The sequence below is a fragment of the Thermococcus argininiproducens genome (assembly GCF_023746595.1).
In the GTDB taxonomy this organism is placed as follows: Archaea; Methanobacteriota_B; Thermococci; order Thermococcales; family Thermococcaceae; genus Thermococcus_A; species Thermococcus_A argininiproducens.
The window spans coordinates 1,668,812-1,685,539 of record NZ_CP080572.1; the positions used below are offsets into that span (position 1 = coordinate 1,668,812).

General features: G+C 37.5%; 18 protein-coding genes. 11 read left to right on the plus strand and 7 right to left on the minus strand.

Annotated features, from left to right (window positions below; genetic code table 11):
• Window positions 1–103: 103 nt before the first annotated feature.
• The 3 genes from lplA to K1720_RS08985 are packed head-to-tail and all read right to left on the minus strand — an operon-like array spanning window position 104 to window position 1,942.
• The gene (gene lplA / locus K1720_RS08975) at window positions 104–853 is read right to left on the minus strand and encodes a lipoate-protein ligase large subunit (protein WP_251948767.1); all 750 of its coding nucleotides are present in this window, start codon (window positions 851–853) and stop codon (window positions 104–106) included.
• Between the two features lie 46 nt (window positions 854–899).
• Entirely contained in the window at window positions 900–1,412 is a 513-nt protein-coding gene (locus K1720_RS08980) for a signal peptidase I (RefSeq protein WP_055281709.1), read from the minus strand.
• Complete coding sequence (locus K1720_RS08985; protein ID WP_251948769.1) at window positions 1,391–1,942, minus strand: DUF531 domain-containing protein; 552 nt, start codon at window positions 1,940–1,942, stop codon at window positions 1,391–1,393. Before K1720_RS08985 ends, K1720_RS08980 begins: the two co-directional genes overlap by 22 nt.
• 71 nt (window positions 1,943–2,013) lie before the next feature.
• Between K1720_RS08985 and K1720_RS08990 the strand changes: the two genes are divergently transcribed.
• Genes K1720_RS08990 through K1720_RS09005 form a run of 4 tightly spaced genes read left to right on the plus strand, consistent with a single transcriptional unit; the run spans window position 2,014 to window position 5,969 of the window.
• Window positions 2,014–3,084 (plus strand): hypothetical protein, encoded by a 1,071-nt coding sequence (locus K1720_RS08990; protein WP_251950677.1) that lies wholly within the window; start codon window positions 2,014–2,016, stop codon window positions 3,082–3,084.
• An 18-nt stretch (window positions 3,085–3,102) separates the two neighbouring features.
• Window positions 3,103–4,038: a dipeptidase gene (locus K1720_RS08995; protein ID WP_251948770.1), complete on the plus strand. Its 936-nt coding sequence runs from the start codon at window positions 3,103–3,105 to the stop codon at window positions 4,036–4,038.
• Between the two features lie 46 nt (window positions 4,039–4,084).
• On the plus strand, window positions 4,085–4,924 hold the full coding sequence (locus tag K1720_RS09000) for a class I SAM-dependent methyltransferase (RefSeq protein WP_251950679.1): 840 nt from the start codon (window positions 4,085–4,087) through the stop codon (window positions 4,922–4,924).
• 58 nt (window positions 4,925–4,982) lie between these two features.
• Complete coding sequence (locus K1720_RS09005) at window positions 4,983–5,969, plus strand: AIR synthase family protein (RefSeq protein WP_251948772.1); 987 nt, start codon at window positions 4,983–4,985, stop codon at window positions 5,967–5,969.
• Here the strand turns inward: K1720_RS09005 and K1720_RS09010 are convergent, their stop codons facing one another.
• Window positions 5,970–7,040: an mRNA surveillance protein pelota gene (locus tag K1720_RS09010; protein ID WP_251950682.1), complete on the minus strand. Its 1,071-nt coding sequence runs from the start codon at window positions 7,038–7,040 to the stop codon at window positions 5,970–5,972.
• 220 nt (window positions 7,041–7,260) lie between these two features.
• On the opposite strand from K1720_RS09010, the gene K1720_RS09015 reads away from it, so the two are divergent.
• The 4 genes from K1720_RS09015 to K1720_RS09030 all read left to right on the plus strand — a co-directional run bounded on the left by K1720_RS09015 (window position 7,261) and on the right by K1720_RS09030 (window position 9,869).
• Complete coding sequence (locus K1720_RS09015; protein WP_251948773.1) at window positions 7,261–7,980, plus strand: MBL fold metallo-hydrolase; 720 nt, start codon at window positions 7,261–7,263, stop codon at window positions 7,978–7,980.
• A gap of 119 nt (window positions 7,981–8,099) precedes the next feature.
• Window positions 8,100–8,684: a 50S ribosomal protein L15e gene (locus tag K1720_RS09020; protein ID WP_251948774.1), complete on the plus strand. Its 585-nt coding sequence runs from the start codon at window positions 8,100–8,102 to the stop codon at window positions 8,682–8,684.
• Window positions 8,685–8,775: 91 nt separating this feature from the next.
• Entirely contained in the window at window positions 8,776–9,231 is a 456-nt protein-coding gene (locus K1720_RS09025; protein WP_251948775.1) for an RNA-binding protein, read from the plus strand.
• Complete coding sequence (locus tag K1720_RS09030) at window positions 9,228–9,869, plus strand: Ribonuclease P protein component 3 (RefSeq protein WP_251948776.1); 642 nt, start codon at window positions 9,228–9,230, stop codon at window positions 9,867–9,869. The genes K1720_RS09025 and K1720_RS09030 overlap by 4 nt, the downstream gene beginning before the upstream one ends.
• Window positions 9,870–9,881: 12 nt before the next feature.
• Here K1720_RS09030 and K1720_RS09035 read toward each other — a convergent pair whose 3' ends face one another.
• Together K1720_RS09035 and K1720_RS09040 are read right to left on the minus strand one after the other, a co-directional pair.
• Window positions 9,882–11,000, minus strand: coding sequence for a DUF835 domain-containing protein (locus tag K1720_RS09035; protein WP_251948777.1), 1,119 nt, complete (start codon window positions 10,998–11,000; stop codon window positions 9,882–9,884).
• Window positions 11,001–12,059 carry a hypothetical protein gene (locus tag K1720_RS09040; protein WP_251948778.1) on the minus strand — a complete coding sequence of 353 codons (1,059 nt, stop codon included), beginning with the start codon at window positions 12,057–12,059 and terminating at the stop codon, window positions 11,001–11,003. It abuts the gene before it with no gap.
• Between the two features lie 129 nt (window positions 12,060–12,188).
• Between K1720_RS09040 and K1720_RS09045 the strand changes: the two genes are divergently transcribed.
• Complete coding sequence (locus tag K1720_RS09045) at window positions 12,189–13,460, plus strand: AMP-binding protein (protein ID WP_251948779.1); 1,272 nt, start codon at window positions 12,189–12,191, stop codon at window positions 13,458–13,460.
• A gap of 133 nt (window positions 13,461–13,593) precedes the next feature.
• A complete protein-coding gene (locus tag K1720_RS09050) occupies window positions 13,594–14,844 on the plus strand; it encodes an HD domain-containing protein (RefSeq protein ID WP_251948781.1) in 1,251 nt (416 codons plus the stop codon).
• On the opposite strand, the gene K1720_RS09055 is transcribed toward K1720_RS09050, so the two are convergent.
• Window positions 14,837–15,793 carry a transcriptional regulator gene (locus tag K1720_RS09055; protein WP_251950685.1) on the minus strand — a complete coding sequence of 319 codons (957 nt, stop codon included), beginning with the start codon at window positions 15,791–15,793 and terminating at the stop codon, window positions 14,837–14,839. The genes K1720_RS09050 and K1720_RS09055 overlap by 8 nt on opposite strands.
• A gap of 200 nt (window positions 15,794–15,993) precedes the next feature.
• Between K1720_RS09055 and K1720_RS09060 the strand changes: the two genes are divergently transcribed.
• On the plus strand, window positions 15,994–16,635 hold the full coding sequence (locus K1720_RS09060; protein WP_251948783.1) for a DUF257 family protein: 642 nt from the start codon (window positions 15,994–15,996) through the stop codon (window positions 16,633–16,635).
• Window positions 16,636–16,728: the final 93 nt, after the last annotated feature.

Below are 16,728 nucleotides of genomic sequence, written 5' to 3' on the forward strand. Positions count from 1 at the left end.
AAAGATAGTGCATACCCTTAAAAAGAAAAGATACCAATATAAAAATGCAATGATGATTGATGGGCGAACCGAGGGATGAGGAAGGTTAGGTGATCGCTGAGCACTACCTTTGAAAATTCCAGCCCTCATTGCCATACTTTTCTTCTATCAGCTCTTCTACAAGTTCCAGTTCGTAGTCAGTTAGCTTATCCTCCTTAAGGGGAAACTTTTCAAAGAACTTCATTTTCAAAAGGGCATACACTTCCTCTCTAGAAAGTTTGAGTCCCTCTCGTTCTAATGTTGTGACTCGTTCCCATATACTCGTGATGCCTTTATCTTGAAGTTTCTTTTGAGAGACCTTAAGGACAGAGGCAAGAATATCGAGACGTGTAGCATACATTAATGTACCATGTTGTAAAATAACTCCTTTTTTCCTAGTTTGAGCAGACCCGCTTATCTTTTTTCCGTTAGCAACTATATCGTTTAAACCTGAAAACCTGCTATCAAGACCAAGTTCCTTTACAGCCTCAACAAGTGGACTTGCAAGGAACCTATAACTTTCATCAACATTTTTCAAACTCTCGTGAAAGTCTTCTCCAATAATAACACTATATGTTATCTCTCCATATTGATCATGAAAAACACTCCCACCACCAGTTATTCTCCTCACAACTGGAATCCCCAACTCTTTGCACTTTTCTAAGTTTACATCATACTCAACACTTTGAAATCTACCTATTGTAATGGAACTCGGTTTGAAAATATAGAGCCTGACAGTATCTTCGACTTTCCCCTCGATTCTTGCCTTTAATATAGCTTCATCCATAGCCATTTGAATCTCAGGCTTTGCAACAATCAGAGGAATAAATCTCATACCACTACCTCCCTTATACTTACTAATAACTGATTGCTCAATTTCATTATCCTAAACCAAGCTTTTCCCTTACGATTAATGGAAGATATCCTATTTTCGGGAATACTAACAAAGCTTTTGATTCAATAGCCTCTTCCGGAATACATGGAAGGACATCACCCTCAGCCAGTGGAAGATAACTTTTTAGATATGGGAACTCATTAATATCAAGAGGATAAAAGTCATGGACCCAGTTATTATCTCCTTGTATAACAAAACACCTTTTTCCATTGTACTCTAGAATCTTTCTAACTCTGTGAATTATTGGATACTTTGTATATGGACGCCTATAGACCACTACATCACCTACTTTTATTTCACTAGAGGGTACTCCTTTAAGAAGTACCACATCCCCCCTATAGAAAGTTGGTTCCATAGAACCACTTATTACAATGACTAAGGGTGAATCTGTGTGGAGTGCCACCTTTAACCCACTATGCACCATAAAGACTACCACTAAACTAATAAGCAAAAACGCAGCATCGGCCTTCCAACCACCTAGTAAATTCCTTTCCGCCATTTCAATGCCTCCATTAGTGTTCTAATTTTTGTTGGTATTGAGCCAATTGCCGTACACGTCTCTAGGCTGATTCTTTTTCCATCAGTTATATCCAAATGATATCTAGCTAACTTAAATATTTCCTTCGGTAAACCATGTCTCCCGAGACCTACAACTAACATAAAGCTTTCTCCTCTAAGTGCTCGTTGGGCAAGTTGATGGGAAGAGATTTCTTTGTTCTCATCCGGTTTTCTCGTGGTCGCAACCACATTACCAAACTGCGGAGGAAAGCCCGATTTAGGGAATTCTAGAACGTGGAACTTATTACTCTTTGCCAATTCTAGAAGATACTTACCACTTTCCCCTATTGTAGTATTTTCCGATATCTCCATAGCAATCTCCGCTGGCTTTTTCTTCTCAAATGGGAACCCCACAAGTGCAAGATGGAAATTAAAAGCATAACAAATTGGTGCTGCCCTAGCAATTGCCCTTAAATGGGCCTCATGAATCTTTTTTGGATCATATGAATTGTATAATGACAGAGTGAGCATTTTTGCCTCCCCATCAAATAAAAATCAACAATGTTTATTAACTTGTTTATCAAATATAATTTTTGGTAACCATGGTCAAAATTGAAGACATTGTGTATCTAGTAAAAAACAAAAGATATGAAGAGGCCTTAGAGCTTGTTCGCCAATTAAAAGATAATTTAGAGAAAGTCTTAGCTCTAAGTAGTATGGCCAGGGAAGCTTTTTATACAGATCCCACAGTAACATATAGCTTCTTGGAAGATGCGGAATATTTTTCTGAAAAAATAAAGGACAAAAGAGAAAAAGCAATTGCTCTTGCAGATATTGCCTCAGTGTATTTCTTGGCGGGAGATGTTGATTACAGTATGAGCCTTTTTGAAGACGCTATAAAAGAAACAGAGAAAATTAAAAACCCAGAAATAAGAATAAAGCCTTTAGAGGAGATAGCATACTATATGGGTATCTCTGGATTAGTAGAGCTTTCATTTGAACTCTTTGAAAGGATTTTTGACATAATAGTGAATCTAAAGATTAACTATGTGAAAAAAACTGAGTATCTACTTGATCTCGGAGATATGATGGAGAGAGTTGGAGATAGACTACCCTCCCAAGAAGCCATTACCTTTTACGAACGAGCTCACGACTTATTTGAGAAGCTCCATGTCCCTGCAAAAGCTGCCACTGTTGAGAAAAAACTCGATCTAGCAAAGACGCTTACTACTGTAGGGCTTCCAGAAATCAGAAATGCCGTTAGAGAAGGGAAATATGTATATGCTACAAAACTGGTTATCAGAAAATTTGATGAGGAGAAGATGATCATAGGTCTTTTAGAAATTGCACTCTGGATGAAAAAGAATGAAACTCTCGGTTACAACCAAATTGTAGATTCTGCACTTAAATATCTCAACAAAATCACATTTTCTCCAAACTTACTAAAGTACATTGTTAGGCTCCTAATAAACCTAGAACGTTTCGAAAAAGCATTAAAACTTTCTGTGAAAATAGAGGATACATATGTTCGTTCAGAAATCATGAGAGAAATCAGTATTGGTATGTTAAAAAGTGGTGAGATAGAAGGAGCCTTAAAACTCGCTGAAATGATACCGGATGAAGACACGCGCCTTTCCACTTTGATTGAACTCAAGAAAATGATAAAGTATTGAGGAACAATGGTGGTGAAAATGATTTTTGATGTTCATTCAGATTTGCCTACTTATATTTATGAAGAACGAAAAAAGGGAAGAAGCGCTGTTCTAGAAACTGAATTCTCCAAATTTTTTAGTGGACACATAACCTCTAGAGTAATGGCCGTCTGGAGTAGGCCCGAAAAGAGAGCCACTGCACTTAGATATGCACTTGAGGTTATAAATAATCTACACAAGGATATTATAGAAAGTCCAAGTTTTGTTTTCGTGACAAATGTCACCGAAATGCAAGAAGCAATTAAAGATAACAAAGTAGCACTTTGGCTAGGATTAGAAGGTGGGGAACCCATAGAAGACAGCCTAGACCTGCTTGAAGTCTTTTATAATCTGGGTGTAAGAGTCCTAACACTCACCTGGAATCTTAGAAATGCCATTGGTGATGGTGTTCTTGAACGAACTAAAGGAGGGCTCACAAACTTTGGAGTTGAAGTTCTAGGGAAAGCGGAAGAGCTTGGAATACTCATCGATATCAGCCACATTAATGAAAATGGCTTTTGGGATGTGATTGAAACAACAGCTTTTCCCATTATAGCATCGCATTCAAATGTATATTCCTTATGCAAACACTCAAGGAATTTAAAAGATGAACAGATAAAAGCAATAGCTGAAAGAGGTGGAGTAATTGGAATTAATGCGATTCCAAGTTTTATAGACCACGAAGCCCCAACGCTCGAGAAAATGATAAACCACCTCAAATACATAGTTGATTTAGTGGGGTATAAATATGTAGGCTTTGGATTCGATTTTGTTTATTATCTCGGAAACCAAAGTGGAAAACGAGTTAAGGGATTCGAAAATGAAAGTGATATCCCTAAATTAGTGAGGGCCTTAGAAGATATTTTCAGCAAAAAAGAAATTGAAGCAATCGTATTCAAGAACTTTGAACGGGTTTTTGAGAGAGTTGTTGGATGACTAAAAGCTTTTTAACCTCTCTTTTCTTTTCTAAGTTGTGAGAAACATGGAGGAAATATACTTCCTTACCTTTAGGGAAGCTAGGAGGCTACTGCTCCTGAGTGGTGAAGTGAGAGCAAACTTAGACTTAAGAAAAACAAACAGAACTCACACGGTTGTGGTTAAAGAAAACAAAGTAATATTTCCTAACGGAGATGAAGTTGAAAAGAGTGTTCTTAAAAAGATAGCAAAAGATGAAAACACTGTTTATTTCATAAAAGATGGACATGTATACAAGGCTGCAATAGCTCGCAATGGATTTTACAAACTAGTTCCAACAATTCCCCCCACAATAGAAATAAATGGGATTAGAATGCACCGTACCAAAGACACAAATCCACTAAAAGACACAAGAAGTAAAGTAGATACTGTAAATCCTCAAGAAGGAGATTTTGTTTTAGATACTTGTATGGGATTAGGATATACAGCTATAGAAAGTGCAAAACGTGGTGCTTATGTGATGACTATTGAAAAAGACCCCAATGTCATTGAACTGGCCCATTTAAACCCCTGGAGTTCAGAACTTTTTAGCTCCCAAAATATTCAAGTGATTCAAGGAGATGCATTTGAGATCATCCGGAGATTCAGCGATAAAACCTTTGACATAGTCATTCATGACCCTCCTAGATTTTCCCTAGCTGGACATCTTTACAGTGAGGAGTTCTATAAAGAACTGTTTAGAGTCCTTAAACCAAAAGGAAGGGTTTTTCACTATGTGGGCAAGCCTGGCGGTAAGTACAGGCGAAAAGACTTGCAAAAAGGTGTCATGGAAAGACTAAGGAAAGTTGGATTCATAAAAGTGAGACGAGCTGAGGAAGCCCTAGGGGTTGTGGCTTTTAAGCCATAGGCCTAAGATTGCTAAAAATTAATTCTTTCCTTTTAAAACCAAGAAGGAGGCTTTCAAAATGCTCCCACTTGGCAAAATTAGGAGTGAGGTCCTTAAGGAAATAGTCCTCAAAAACCTACCTTTAGACGATACAAAAATCATCTATGGACCAAGAGAAGGATTTGATTCCGCTGTTCTAGAATATGACGACGATAATTACCTTGTTATTGCCACAGATCCCATTCTGGGAGTCCCCAAAGAGAAATTCGGCTTTTTCACTTACCATTTTGCATCAAGCGATGTGGCCGTCTTTGGAGCAAACCCAAGATGGATAATAGTTGACCTCTTACTTCCCCCCAAAACCACAAAGGAGGATTTAACACTCATCATGAAAACACTAAAGAACGAGTGTAACAAATATAACACATCGATTCTTGGTGGCCATACTGGAGTTTACAATACCGTCAAAGAGATAACCGCAACAACAACAGCCATGGGATTAGTAAAGAAAAATGAACTAAGACTTCCATTAGCAAAGGCTGGAGACGATATCATCATCACAAAAGGTATTGCAATAGAATTTGCAGTTGGTGTCGCATGGTTCAAGAGAGACGAGCTCAGAAAAATACTTTCTCCATCAGAAATAAATACTCTGAAGGAGATGTACAGACTCGAGACAGTAATTCCTGATGCCTTAGTAGCAAGAAAATTTGCCCGTGGTATGCACGATGCAACTGAAGGAGGATTGACAGCATTACATGAGATTGCCAATAATTCTGGGGTGGGATTTAAGGTTTATTATGAGAGGATTTATATTCCATCACTCGTTAAAAAAGTAGTGAATCATTACAAAGTTGACCCATTAACGCTCTCCTCTACAGGTACATTGATAATAATTTCCCCAAAAGAGAAAACAAAGACTCTAATCGAAGAACTTCATAGACACGGGATTAAGGCCTTTAGAATTGGAAAGTTCACAGAAAGCAAGGAAAGAATACTCATTAGAAGAGGAAAAGAAGAAGAATTCCCAGAATTTAAGAGCGATGCATACGCTGAGATTTATTAGTCACTTTATTTTATACCTTAATAACGCAGCAATCCCTCCCAAAGCCTTGAGCTTCTCTCCGCCCTCATGTTCAGAGCTCACTATTACCACATTCCCTCTTGTCCCTCTCACAAATTCCATTATTTCTTCTATCTTTTCCTTAAGTTCGTCTTTTAAGAGTTCATCCAGAACAAGAAGTGTCTCTATAGCCCCATAGTTAGCTGCTTCTTCAACTTCTCCTAGACCATATGCAACAAGACCATTCTTTGCTATTTCCTCGATCACTTTCTCTACAAGCTGAATTTCTCTAGCAACCCTATTCTCATGATAAACTTTATCTACTGTTCCTCTTCTAATCACTTCGTAGATTCCGGTTCTTCCAGTGACACTTGTGTCTTCTATAACAACTTTTTTTGCCAAGTCTGGATAATTCTCACTTATAAACTTGTAAAAGTTCTCTTTTGTAAAGCCTGGCCCAGCCACAATAGCCTTTTCCACATTTTCTCTTTTCATTATCTCCATTATAGTTTTTGCCAGATCATGGAAAAACTTCTTTTCTTCACTCTCTCTATCAGCATTATACCTCTTTCCCCCAAGGTTATGAACTATATTTGCTATTGTCTCAACGCCGTATTCCCTAACAACTGCTATATCCGCTTCTCCTTCATCAATCACAGCAATCATGACTCGTGCCCTTTGAGAAGCTTTTACTGCTTCCTCTAAGCGTTCTATATGGTGTTTTTTCCATCTCTCTTTCTGAATTGTGATCGTATTGTTCTCCTCAACCGCTATTGTATGGTACTTTCCAAGAGGTACTTCCTCTCTCGAACTGTAAATTATGGGGCCAGTTATTCTTAGAGCATTGGCAAACTTATGAAAGTTTATTTTTTCGACCTTTATTCCTAAAAATACTGGAATCGCCTGAACCTTTTCTGGCCTTAAAGAGTCACTTCTCTGGCTTTGCTTCCTGAGAGTTTTGGCATAAACAATATCATTCTCATCAATAATATGATAAAGGTGCCAGAGATCATCAAGAGTCTCCACCTTCACCTTGATTTTACCCTCTTTAGGATCTTGATGAATTATCTTCACTCTCACCACCAGATCAAAGTTTGCAGCTTGCTTTTTAAATATACAGTTACGACTTTTAAAAACTGTCTTAATTATTCTCCTTGACGAAGCATGCTTTGAGGCGACATGCAGAAGGATACAAAAAGAACTTTAGTAGTTGTTCACTATTATAGAACGCGGGTGAAGAAAGTACATAGGATTTATTTTTAAGTATGCTGTATAGATTCCCTGGTGATTAATTATGAAAATTAAAATCATGTACATATCACACAACTGCTTTGTGCTGGATTTGAGAGAGTTTGTGATAGTTTTTGATTACAGCGACTTTGTGGTTAATGAGGAAGGTGATGAGAGCATCAAAAATTATCTCTCGAATAGAGACGTCATCATGTTATTTAGCCATGCTCACCGGGATCATTTCAGCCCCTCCATGGTGAAATTTAAAGATAATGCGAGGAGCTTCAAATGTGTAGCTTCGGCAGATATTTTGGAGTCTTATCCATCAACTAGAGATATTTGCGTTCTTTTGAAACCACATCAAACTGTTGCCTTCGATGGGCTGGAGATAAAAGCATATCCAAGCAGCGATGCTGGCTGTGCTTATCTCATAAAGTACAAGGGAGCTATCATATATTATGGTGGAGACAACGCGGACTGGAGACGGAGTGGCATGGAAGAGGAAGTTCAAAGGCTTATCCTGCAAGTATATCGCTCGAGTGTGGAGGAGATAGCTGCAAAAGTGGGGGAAGTGGATATTGCATTTGCTGATTTCTGTAAAGTGTGTCATGATTTTGGTGGCTTGTCTTTTCTGCATGAAAAGCTTAAGCCCAAATTGCTCGTGCCAATGCATTTCTTTGGTAGGATAGAGTTATTTAAGGAAGCACTGCCTTTCTTTGTTTCATTAAAAGCAAACGTATTTGTATATGAGCATCCGGGAGATATCCTTGAAGTTGAGATTTAGCAATCAATTCCGCAACTTTTAAAAAGCAACCTTGTTTATTCACCTTGACTAGGCGGTGAAGACCGCGGGATGTTCCGCTCTGCGGAGAACCACAAACAGTAAAGAACGAGGTGAAAAGGATGGGAATGTACAAATACATTAGGGAAGCTTGGAAAAGCCCAAAGAAGACCTATGTGGGAGATCTCTTAAAGCAAAGGATGATTAAGTGGAGAAGGGAACCAAGCATTATTAGAATCGAAAAACCAACCAGGCTTGACAGAGCCAGGAACTTAGGGTATCAAGCAAAGCAAGGTTATGTTCTTGTGAGAGTTAGAGTGAGAAAAGGTGGACGAAAGAGACCAAGGTGGAGAGGAGGAAGAAAACCCTCAAAGATGGGTCAGGTTAGATACTCACCAAAGAAATCCTTACAATGGATTGCTGAAGAGAAAGCTGCGAGAAAGTTCCCCAACCTTGAAGTCCTCAACTCTTATTGGGTCGGCGAGGATGGAATGTATAGATGGTTTGAGATTATTATGGTGGATCCACACCACCCAGTAATTAAGTCCGATCCAAAAATAGCTTGGATTGCTGGAAAGGCCCACAAGGGTAGAGCCTTTAGAGGACTAACCTCAGCCGGTAAAAAGAGCAGGGGGCTTAGAAACAAAGGTAAGGGTGCTGAGAAAATTAGACCAAGCATTAGGGCTCACCAAGGACGGGGTAAGTGATCCCCCATTCTTCCTTAATTCATCTTTTCTTAATCCCCTAATTTACGATATCTTTTAAACTTCTATTACAAAACTTCAAGAGGTGAAAACAATGTCAAAACTTCAAGCTCATCATATAAGAGTCTCAACATTTGCCCACGCAACTGAAGATCCCGAAAAAGTCTTAGAAGCTATGGGAATATTTTTCCCAGAAGACATTCCTTCAGAAGACATCGAATTTGAAATACTCGAAACGGAAGGTTACTTTGGAAATCCAATCAAGGTGATAAATGCCGAAGTTAAAAAAAGCAAAAGTGTTAAAAAAATACTTAAACATCTCACGGAGCTTTTAAATGATGAGGATAAAGAATACCTCCTTGAAAACCTTGAAGAGAAAGTTGATGAAACAGGAACACTCTTTATTCGCCTCAACAAACAAAAAGCATATCTAGGAGAAGCTGAAGTTGATGAAGGCGAAGATGTTATACAGATCAAGATAAAGATAAAAGCATTTCCAATGAAAAAAGAAACGGTAATGAAAACCGTTCAGGAGTGGTTGAGTGAATGAAATTTATTGAAATGGACGTAAGGAGTAAAGATGCCTACGAACTTGCCAAGGAGTGGTATGATGAGGTAGTCTTTACAAAAAAACTTATTCTAAAAACTCTCCCAAATTTTGATAAACTCAAAAATGAAGTCAATGAACTCAAGAAAGAATATGGGAAGGTTGCACTTCTCATTATCACAGATAAGCCTTCCATAATACGAGAGGTAAAACGGAGGGTCCCAAAAGCTTTAATTTATGTCCAAGGTGGGAACTTGAGAGTTACTCGGTTTGCTATGGAAAGTAAAGTTGATGCCATAATCTCCCCTGAATTCGGTAGGAGAGATAATGGACTTGACCATGTTCTTGCGAGACTTGCATCAAGAAATGATGTAGCCATAGGATTTTCTCTTTCCCAATTATTAAGGAAAAGTTCCTATGAGAGATCTACCTTGTTAAAGTTTATGATACAGAACTGGAAACTCGTAAATAAATACAAAGTGCCAAGGTTTCTAACATCTTCTGCTGAATCAAAATGGGAAATCCGATCCCCAAGAGACCTTATGAGCTTTGGAATGGCTCTAGGAATGGAGATTCCCCAAGCAAAAGCATCTCTGACCTTTTACCCAGAAAAAATTTTTAGAAAAATAGAAAGAGTATAAAGATCAAGTTGATTATGCCTCCTCTAGCAAACGCGTTAAAATGCCCCATTGTGGATCTTCAAAAGCATCTTTTTCTGCAACGATTATAAGAGTTCCATTGTGGTGCATGACAAAATCTTTTACTTTATTTAGGAACTTCATCACACTCTTGAAATCATTATACATCAGCAAATACTCTAAGCAATCAAAAATCACGATCCCTCTGCTTCCTTTCTCTTCCATCATTCTCAGATATCTATATGAAAGTTCAGTCATTCTCTCTAAATTGGTTGGGGAGATAAAGTTATCTTTGCCCTCTTTACTGATTGTGGTTATGAAATAGCGTTCCCAAACATCGGACACCTCTTTTAAATCCCTAACAAATGCCAATACGGGAATATCTTTTAACGTTTCTTTTAGGATTGTATATTTTTCCTTGTTCACTATCAGAACCCCAGGTTCTATTGTGATTTGAGGAACTTCTAATGCTCTCAATTCGCTGAATTCATCAGAATACGTTAGTTTTATTGTGAGAGTTGTTAAAGAGACAACCAATACTGCCGAAATAGCGTATCCAATTATTGGATATATCTTCTGAAGATGTTCAGGAAGACCGTAAATTATTGGAATTGGGAAGAGGTGGATTCCAAAAAGTACGAGTCCAATAAAAAGGTATCTTGCTTTCCTTCCATATATGTCCTCTATACCCCTAATAGAGTATCCAGCCAACAGGAAAAATATTCCAGCAGTTGCATGAGAACCTGCCATTACAAGAAAACCTTCTATTATGTCAATTATCCCCATTTTTGCTAAAATTTCAAGGCCAATGAAGTATAAAGCAAGTAGTGGGCCTATTAACGAAAATGGTAATATCTTTATAAGCGGTACTCCTCTATCCTCTTCTTTGCAGAGTTCTACGGTACCACAAAACATTAAAACAGAAGCTATACTCAAGAAAAATCCAATTGCATATGGGTTTAACACAGTGTAATTGATTACTGTTAAAAAGTCAAAAAACCAAGCCAATGAAATAAACAGTGCAGATCTACGTTTGGTCTTTCGATAAACACGCAGAATAAGAGTAAACGCTAAGAGATCTGCTATTAACACAACCATCCCCTGAATAGTGGAGACCATTGAGTAATCTACCATTCAAATCACCCTCTTGCCACGTTTGGGGTTTCCAAATCCATCCCACCCAAATGGACCTACAGGAGGAACTCTGCTCATGCTCTCATCTTCTATCTTCACTATAAGGAGTTCAGGTCTTGCGATTATTAATCCCATTCTTCCCCGTTCTCCATATCTAGCTATTCTGTATTCCTTCCCTTCTTGAACTAATGGAAATACTATAGTAAATGGGTAATTTGGATAATATACAACTTCATTATTTTTAAGCATTCCTATTATGTCTCCAAACGCATAATACCCGTAGAGGGGAATGATAGTTGAATTTTTAAAAGTTTTTTGAATCTCTTTGAGAGAGTTAACAGTAATGCCAAGTCCACTCAAAATTACGGTCTCTATGTTTTCTGGCTCTGGAACAAGAGCAAGCATCTGTGGGCCGGTTCTAATTGTATTGATTTTATCCCTTTCAAAAATCCTTTTAGTATATCTTGCCAATGGAGCTAATCTTCCTTTTAATACATCTTCTAATTTTTTTTCCTCAAGTTCCCGTTTTATTCCGTCAGTTTCCACCCCAATAAAATAGAGCAAACCACCATAGGACCATACTAGTTCACTTATCTCTTCCTGATACCACCCATATGGACCATGGGCTATTGCTCTCATCCTGTGGTTTTCATCATATTTTTTATTTAATCCATAAATCTCATCAAATGAAACTCTTAGATATTTTACAAGAAGCTTTAGATACTCATATGCCCAGTGCCCAATTGCTCTTTCTCTGGTTGTACCTGATGATTGGTAAAAACGAATCCTACCACTATAGTTTTCTGGTAGGAAGTCCAGCCAGTTATTCCGTAAATAATTTTCATCAACAGCCAACCTAGCGTTAAATATGTTCTCAAAAACCTCATTCAAGCTTCCTTCAAAAATCTGATTTAACTCTATTTTCCCCTTCATTTTTTTCCAATAGGGAGTACTGTCAAAGTGATGTTCAAAAACTCTTCGAAGATACTCTACTGTCTCTTTTTCGCTGATATTTAATGGATTCTCATACTCCTCGATTATATCCTTATATCTTAACATTTATAATCCTCCTAGCAACTTTCGAAAACATGATGTATAAAATTACACACAGAGGTTATTAATTTTTCTTTATAGTCCAAAAACTAAATGGTTAAATACTAGAACTGCGTTATTGAAGAGGGTGATACCATGGCAGGGATAGTACTTGGAGATATTAATACCAACGATTTGAGATATACAGCCGAAAAAGCATACGAAACTACAGAATTCTGGAAAGAAAAATTCATAGAGACAAATATTGACGAATTGACCCCCAAAAGCCTACTTTCAGCTACTGACAAAATTTTCATAACACCCCACGATTTGTACAATATAGATAAACTATGGCCCACATATATAAAAAACGTGGAAATCTTCCACGGAGTAATGAGAACAAGTGGAACTACAGGGGATCCAAAAAGAGTACCTTTTACACATGACGACAAAAAGAGATACCGCCGTCAAGCTCGTTCTTGGGCCCTAGAATACCTAGAAGGATCTATCATGGCATCGTTTACTGCCCCATTACCGTCTTCATCCGGAGTTTTTGCGATTGAAGGATTTTCAGATGCAAACATTAGGTATCATCAAATTCCCATCCAATATCTGCGAATGAGAGATGCACTAATAAAGGAGCTAAGAGGGATAAAAGCTACAGGAATATTTGGATTAACTGCTGCAGTGTACAATCTTAGCCTAACTCTCCCAGAAGATATAAGAAATGACATTCAGCTCATAATCATGGGTGGAGAAACACTAACAAAAGAGTTAGCAAAAGTAGTTCTTGATAACTTTCCAAATGCAGTAATTTTTGATGTATTTGCAAGCACAGAAGATGGGCTAACTGGATATAGATTAATCACAAAGAAAAAAGTAACTCCATTCACCTTTTCAGACTCTCTAATAGTCCTTAAACAGACCAAAGACGAAGAGTACAAAGAATATCATGAAATTTACATAACAAAGGTCATGAAAGAGGGAGAGCTTACAGGATTACCACTGTTTAACTACAAGATTGGCGACTTGGCAAAAGTCGTTGATGGAAAAATTGTAAATGTCATAAGAGAAAAGGACACAATAAGTCTCGCCGGGGCAAAACTCCACATAGACCAGGTTATGGACATAGTTCATAGATATCCCTTCCTAATAGACTTCGTGATAATCTATCACCCACTCTCTCCAGAAAATCCAAAACCAAAAGCTACAATAAGGGTAGGATACACAGAAGAAAAGCCAGCTGGTATAGAAGATGAGATAAGAGAGTTGATATATGAGGCAAATAATCCAGTGAGATACGAAGTAGAAGAAGCTAAATCATCAGAGCTTAGAATAGAGGCTGTTCCAGCGAAAGAGGTTAGAAAGAACTTACCTCAAAAACCAGGGAAGACTAAAAGAATTTTCATCGTTGGAAAAGATATCTGACTTTTCTATTTTATTCCTTCTAATATCACAATTCTTAATGTCATATGTTCCCTATTAAAAGGAGAAGTTTTTCGAACAAAAATGCAAAATTATTTAACTTCTTTATTCTTAATCTCCAATACAGGTGAGGAAAATGAAACCAAAGATAATTCATGATCCCATACACGGAAGTATGAAAATAAGTGGACTCATTTTGGATCTTATAAAAACGCCAGAATTCCAAAGGTTAAGAAACATAAAACAATTAGGATTAGCATATCTCGTTTATCCCGGTGCGAATCATTCACGATTTGAACACTCACTTGGAACTTACAGTATCGCAAAAAGACTTGCCCAAGAGCTTGGATTAACTGAGGAAGAGAGTACAATCTTAGAAACCGGAGCACTTTTACACGATATTGGACATGGGCCTTTTTCGCATACTTTTGAACAAATATACGAGCATTATGTAAGAGAATATGATCACATGCATCTAGGACAAAATATAATCCTTGGAAAAATAGATATCATAGATGGAGAGACTGAGGAAAGACAATTTATCCCAGAGGTTTTAGAGTTCTATGGGTACGAACCAAAAGAAGTTGCAGATATTGTTTTAGGTAAATACAAAAAAAGATACCTTGGACAGGCCCTTCATGGGGATGTAGATGTAGACCAGATAGATTACCTCATCAGAGATGCTCATTATACTGGTGTGGCACATGGAATAATTGATCTCGAAAGACTTCTTAAAATACTTAGAATCCATAACAATGAAATAGTAGTGGACGAGAAAGGAGTAGAAGCCGTAGAGGGCATGATGGTAGCCAGGGCATTAATGTATTCCAGAGTTTACTTCCATCACACTGTGAAAATAGCTGAAAGTATGCTTACACGAGCCCTTGAGTTTGCCCTTGAGGACGGATATTTGTGGGAATTCTGGAAAATGACAGACTGTAGAGTTCTTGTTGAACTTGAAGACCTAGAAGGCTATCCAGCAGAAATTGTAAAGCGTATTAAATACCGTGACTTATTCAAAGCTGCATTGTTACTAAATGCTGATGAATTAACAACAGAAGAAAAGAGAGAACTATTGAATATATATAAAGACATTAAAAAACGTCAAGAGCTTGAAAGGGCATTGGCAAATGCAGTAGGGGCAAAAGAAGGAGAAATTCTCATAGAATTCTCTACAGCAGATCTAATGCTAACTGAACCACGACTAAAATCCACAGAAATTGGAGTATTAATGCACAATGGAGAAATAAGACCTCTTACCAAAGTTACTCCACTTGCAAATGCCCTAAAACGGAGACAAACGCCCAGATGGGCAGTGTTAATTGCATCACCCACCAAATATGTTGACAAAATAAGGGAACTCTGGAGGAAAGTTATCTTCAGCTGAATATCTTCCTCTTTATCTCTTTTTTAAGCTCTTCAATCATTTCCATTAACTCATCTGCGTCCTTAATTTCATCAAGTTTTTCTTTGGGAATCAATGGAACTTCCCCTACAACCTCAGTTTTTGTCTTTTCAAGAATAAAAAGACCGTCACTATGAATGATCTTGCTCACTTCATTCACCATTTGGGCCCTTCTCACTGTTGAACTTGTTTTTCTTTCACTTATACCAGTGAGTATTTTTAGGCCCTCCTCCTTAGAGATTGCATCAAAGGGTGCCTTTTTAATCTTAACAACACCCATGCCAAACGTCTCTAAACGTTTAAATATTTCTCTCTCTAATTCCGTCTCGGGTTCTACTCTCATTTTAGCCTCAACTCTCGAGTTAAGAATATCAATTGGCTTTGCAACAGGAGCATCAAAGATCTCCTCTAATCTAAGGGCGATTTCAAGACTCATGGCCTGCTCTCCTTTTTCATAGTTTTGAAGACTTTTTCTCGAAACTCCGAGCAATTCAGCGAGTTCTCCAACACTATAACCATGAGTCTCTCGCAGTTCCTTCAGGTAGTTCCCATCAACTCTGACATAGAAACCTCCCCTCTCAGCAAAAATTGCGGGAAGCTCATTCTGTACAAGTACGTCATAGAGCGTTTGAGGATTCAAAGCATAGAGTCCGTATCTTTCATAAACTACTCCTTCTTCAAGCTCTTCATTCTTTGATTTAAGACCGATAATAAGTGGTGAGGCCTCAAAAAGCTTTGCTAATCGTTTTAGATCCTCAGCTTGGGCTTCACTGAGAGAATCAATATTCTGAAGAACCTTCACAAATAAGAGTAAAAATAGTCTACTAGCAGCTAAATCAAAGCACGAACCCCTAAATTCCATTCTAGCAACTTTAAATCCAGTGCCTTTGAAGATACCTTCAACAACCCGCAATAATCTTTCTTTTTCCATCATCTCATTTATAACTAATATAAAGGACTTTAAAAGTTTTTATCGTTCTAAATATGCTGGCAAGTCTAACTTCCCTCTCCCTCCTAAGGAATGTAGCGTGAAAAAGCACCACCACTTGAGGATTGTGACACTTCCTACACTTCCATTCATAAAAAATTTAAATATTAAATATTGCATATGTATCATGAGAGGTGTACACTATGATTGAAATGTTAGAGAGGATCCTAGATAATCTTAAATGGGGGGAAACCGTTTTAGTAGAACACTCTACATATACTCCAACTTCAAAACTCTTTCATTTAATATTAAACTGGGCCAAAGAGCGAGAATATCTAATCCTTATTGACGATATTCTCGATACTCTTAATGTTTACAAACAACACATGAAAATTGCAGGATTAGAAACTAAAATGCTAGATGAAAGTAAAGTCATTAAAATTAGAGGAATTCAAAAAACAGGCAATGTTATAGGATATATAAGCCGAAGTGATATACCGGTGCTCAATAAAAGGTATCAAGAGATTTTTGAAAATTATTTCAATAGAGAAAGAGTTATCAATTGTGTTTTAGGTTATGAAAAACTATTAATAACATCTGGTTCCAAAGAAGAAGTACTACAGAACCTTATAAATCAAGTTATGCCATTTATCGGGTTTGAAAAGAGGATAGCCTTCTATTACATACCAACAAATGTCTTAGAGAGGGCTTTTCCTGAAGCACTCCCTCTAATTGAAAGCGTTTCCACAACGATTATTAAACTGGATAAAGCAGGGAAAAATATTTTATTCTCAATTGTCAAATCGATAGACAATGAGCTTGATGGTATAGAACTCAGGATTTAATCTATTTTCTTTCCACATTTCTTTAAAATGTAATAATGAGATTTCGAGTGCTTTGGTACTAACACACTCCTTTGATAGATAAACTTTTAACTA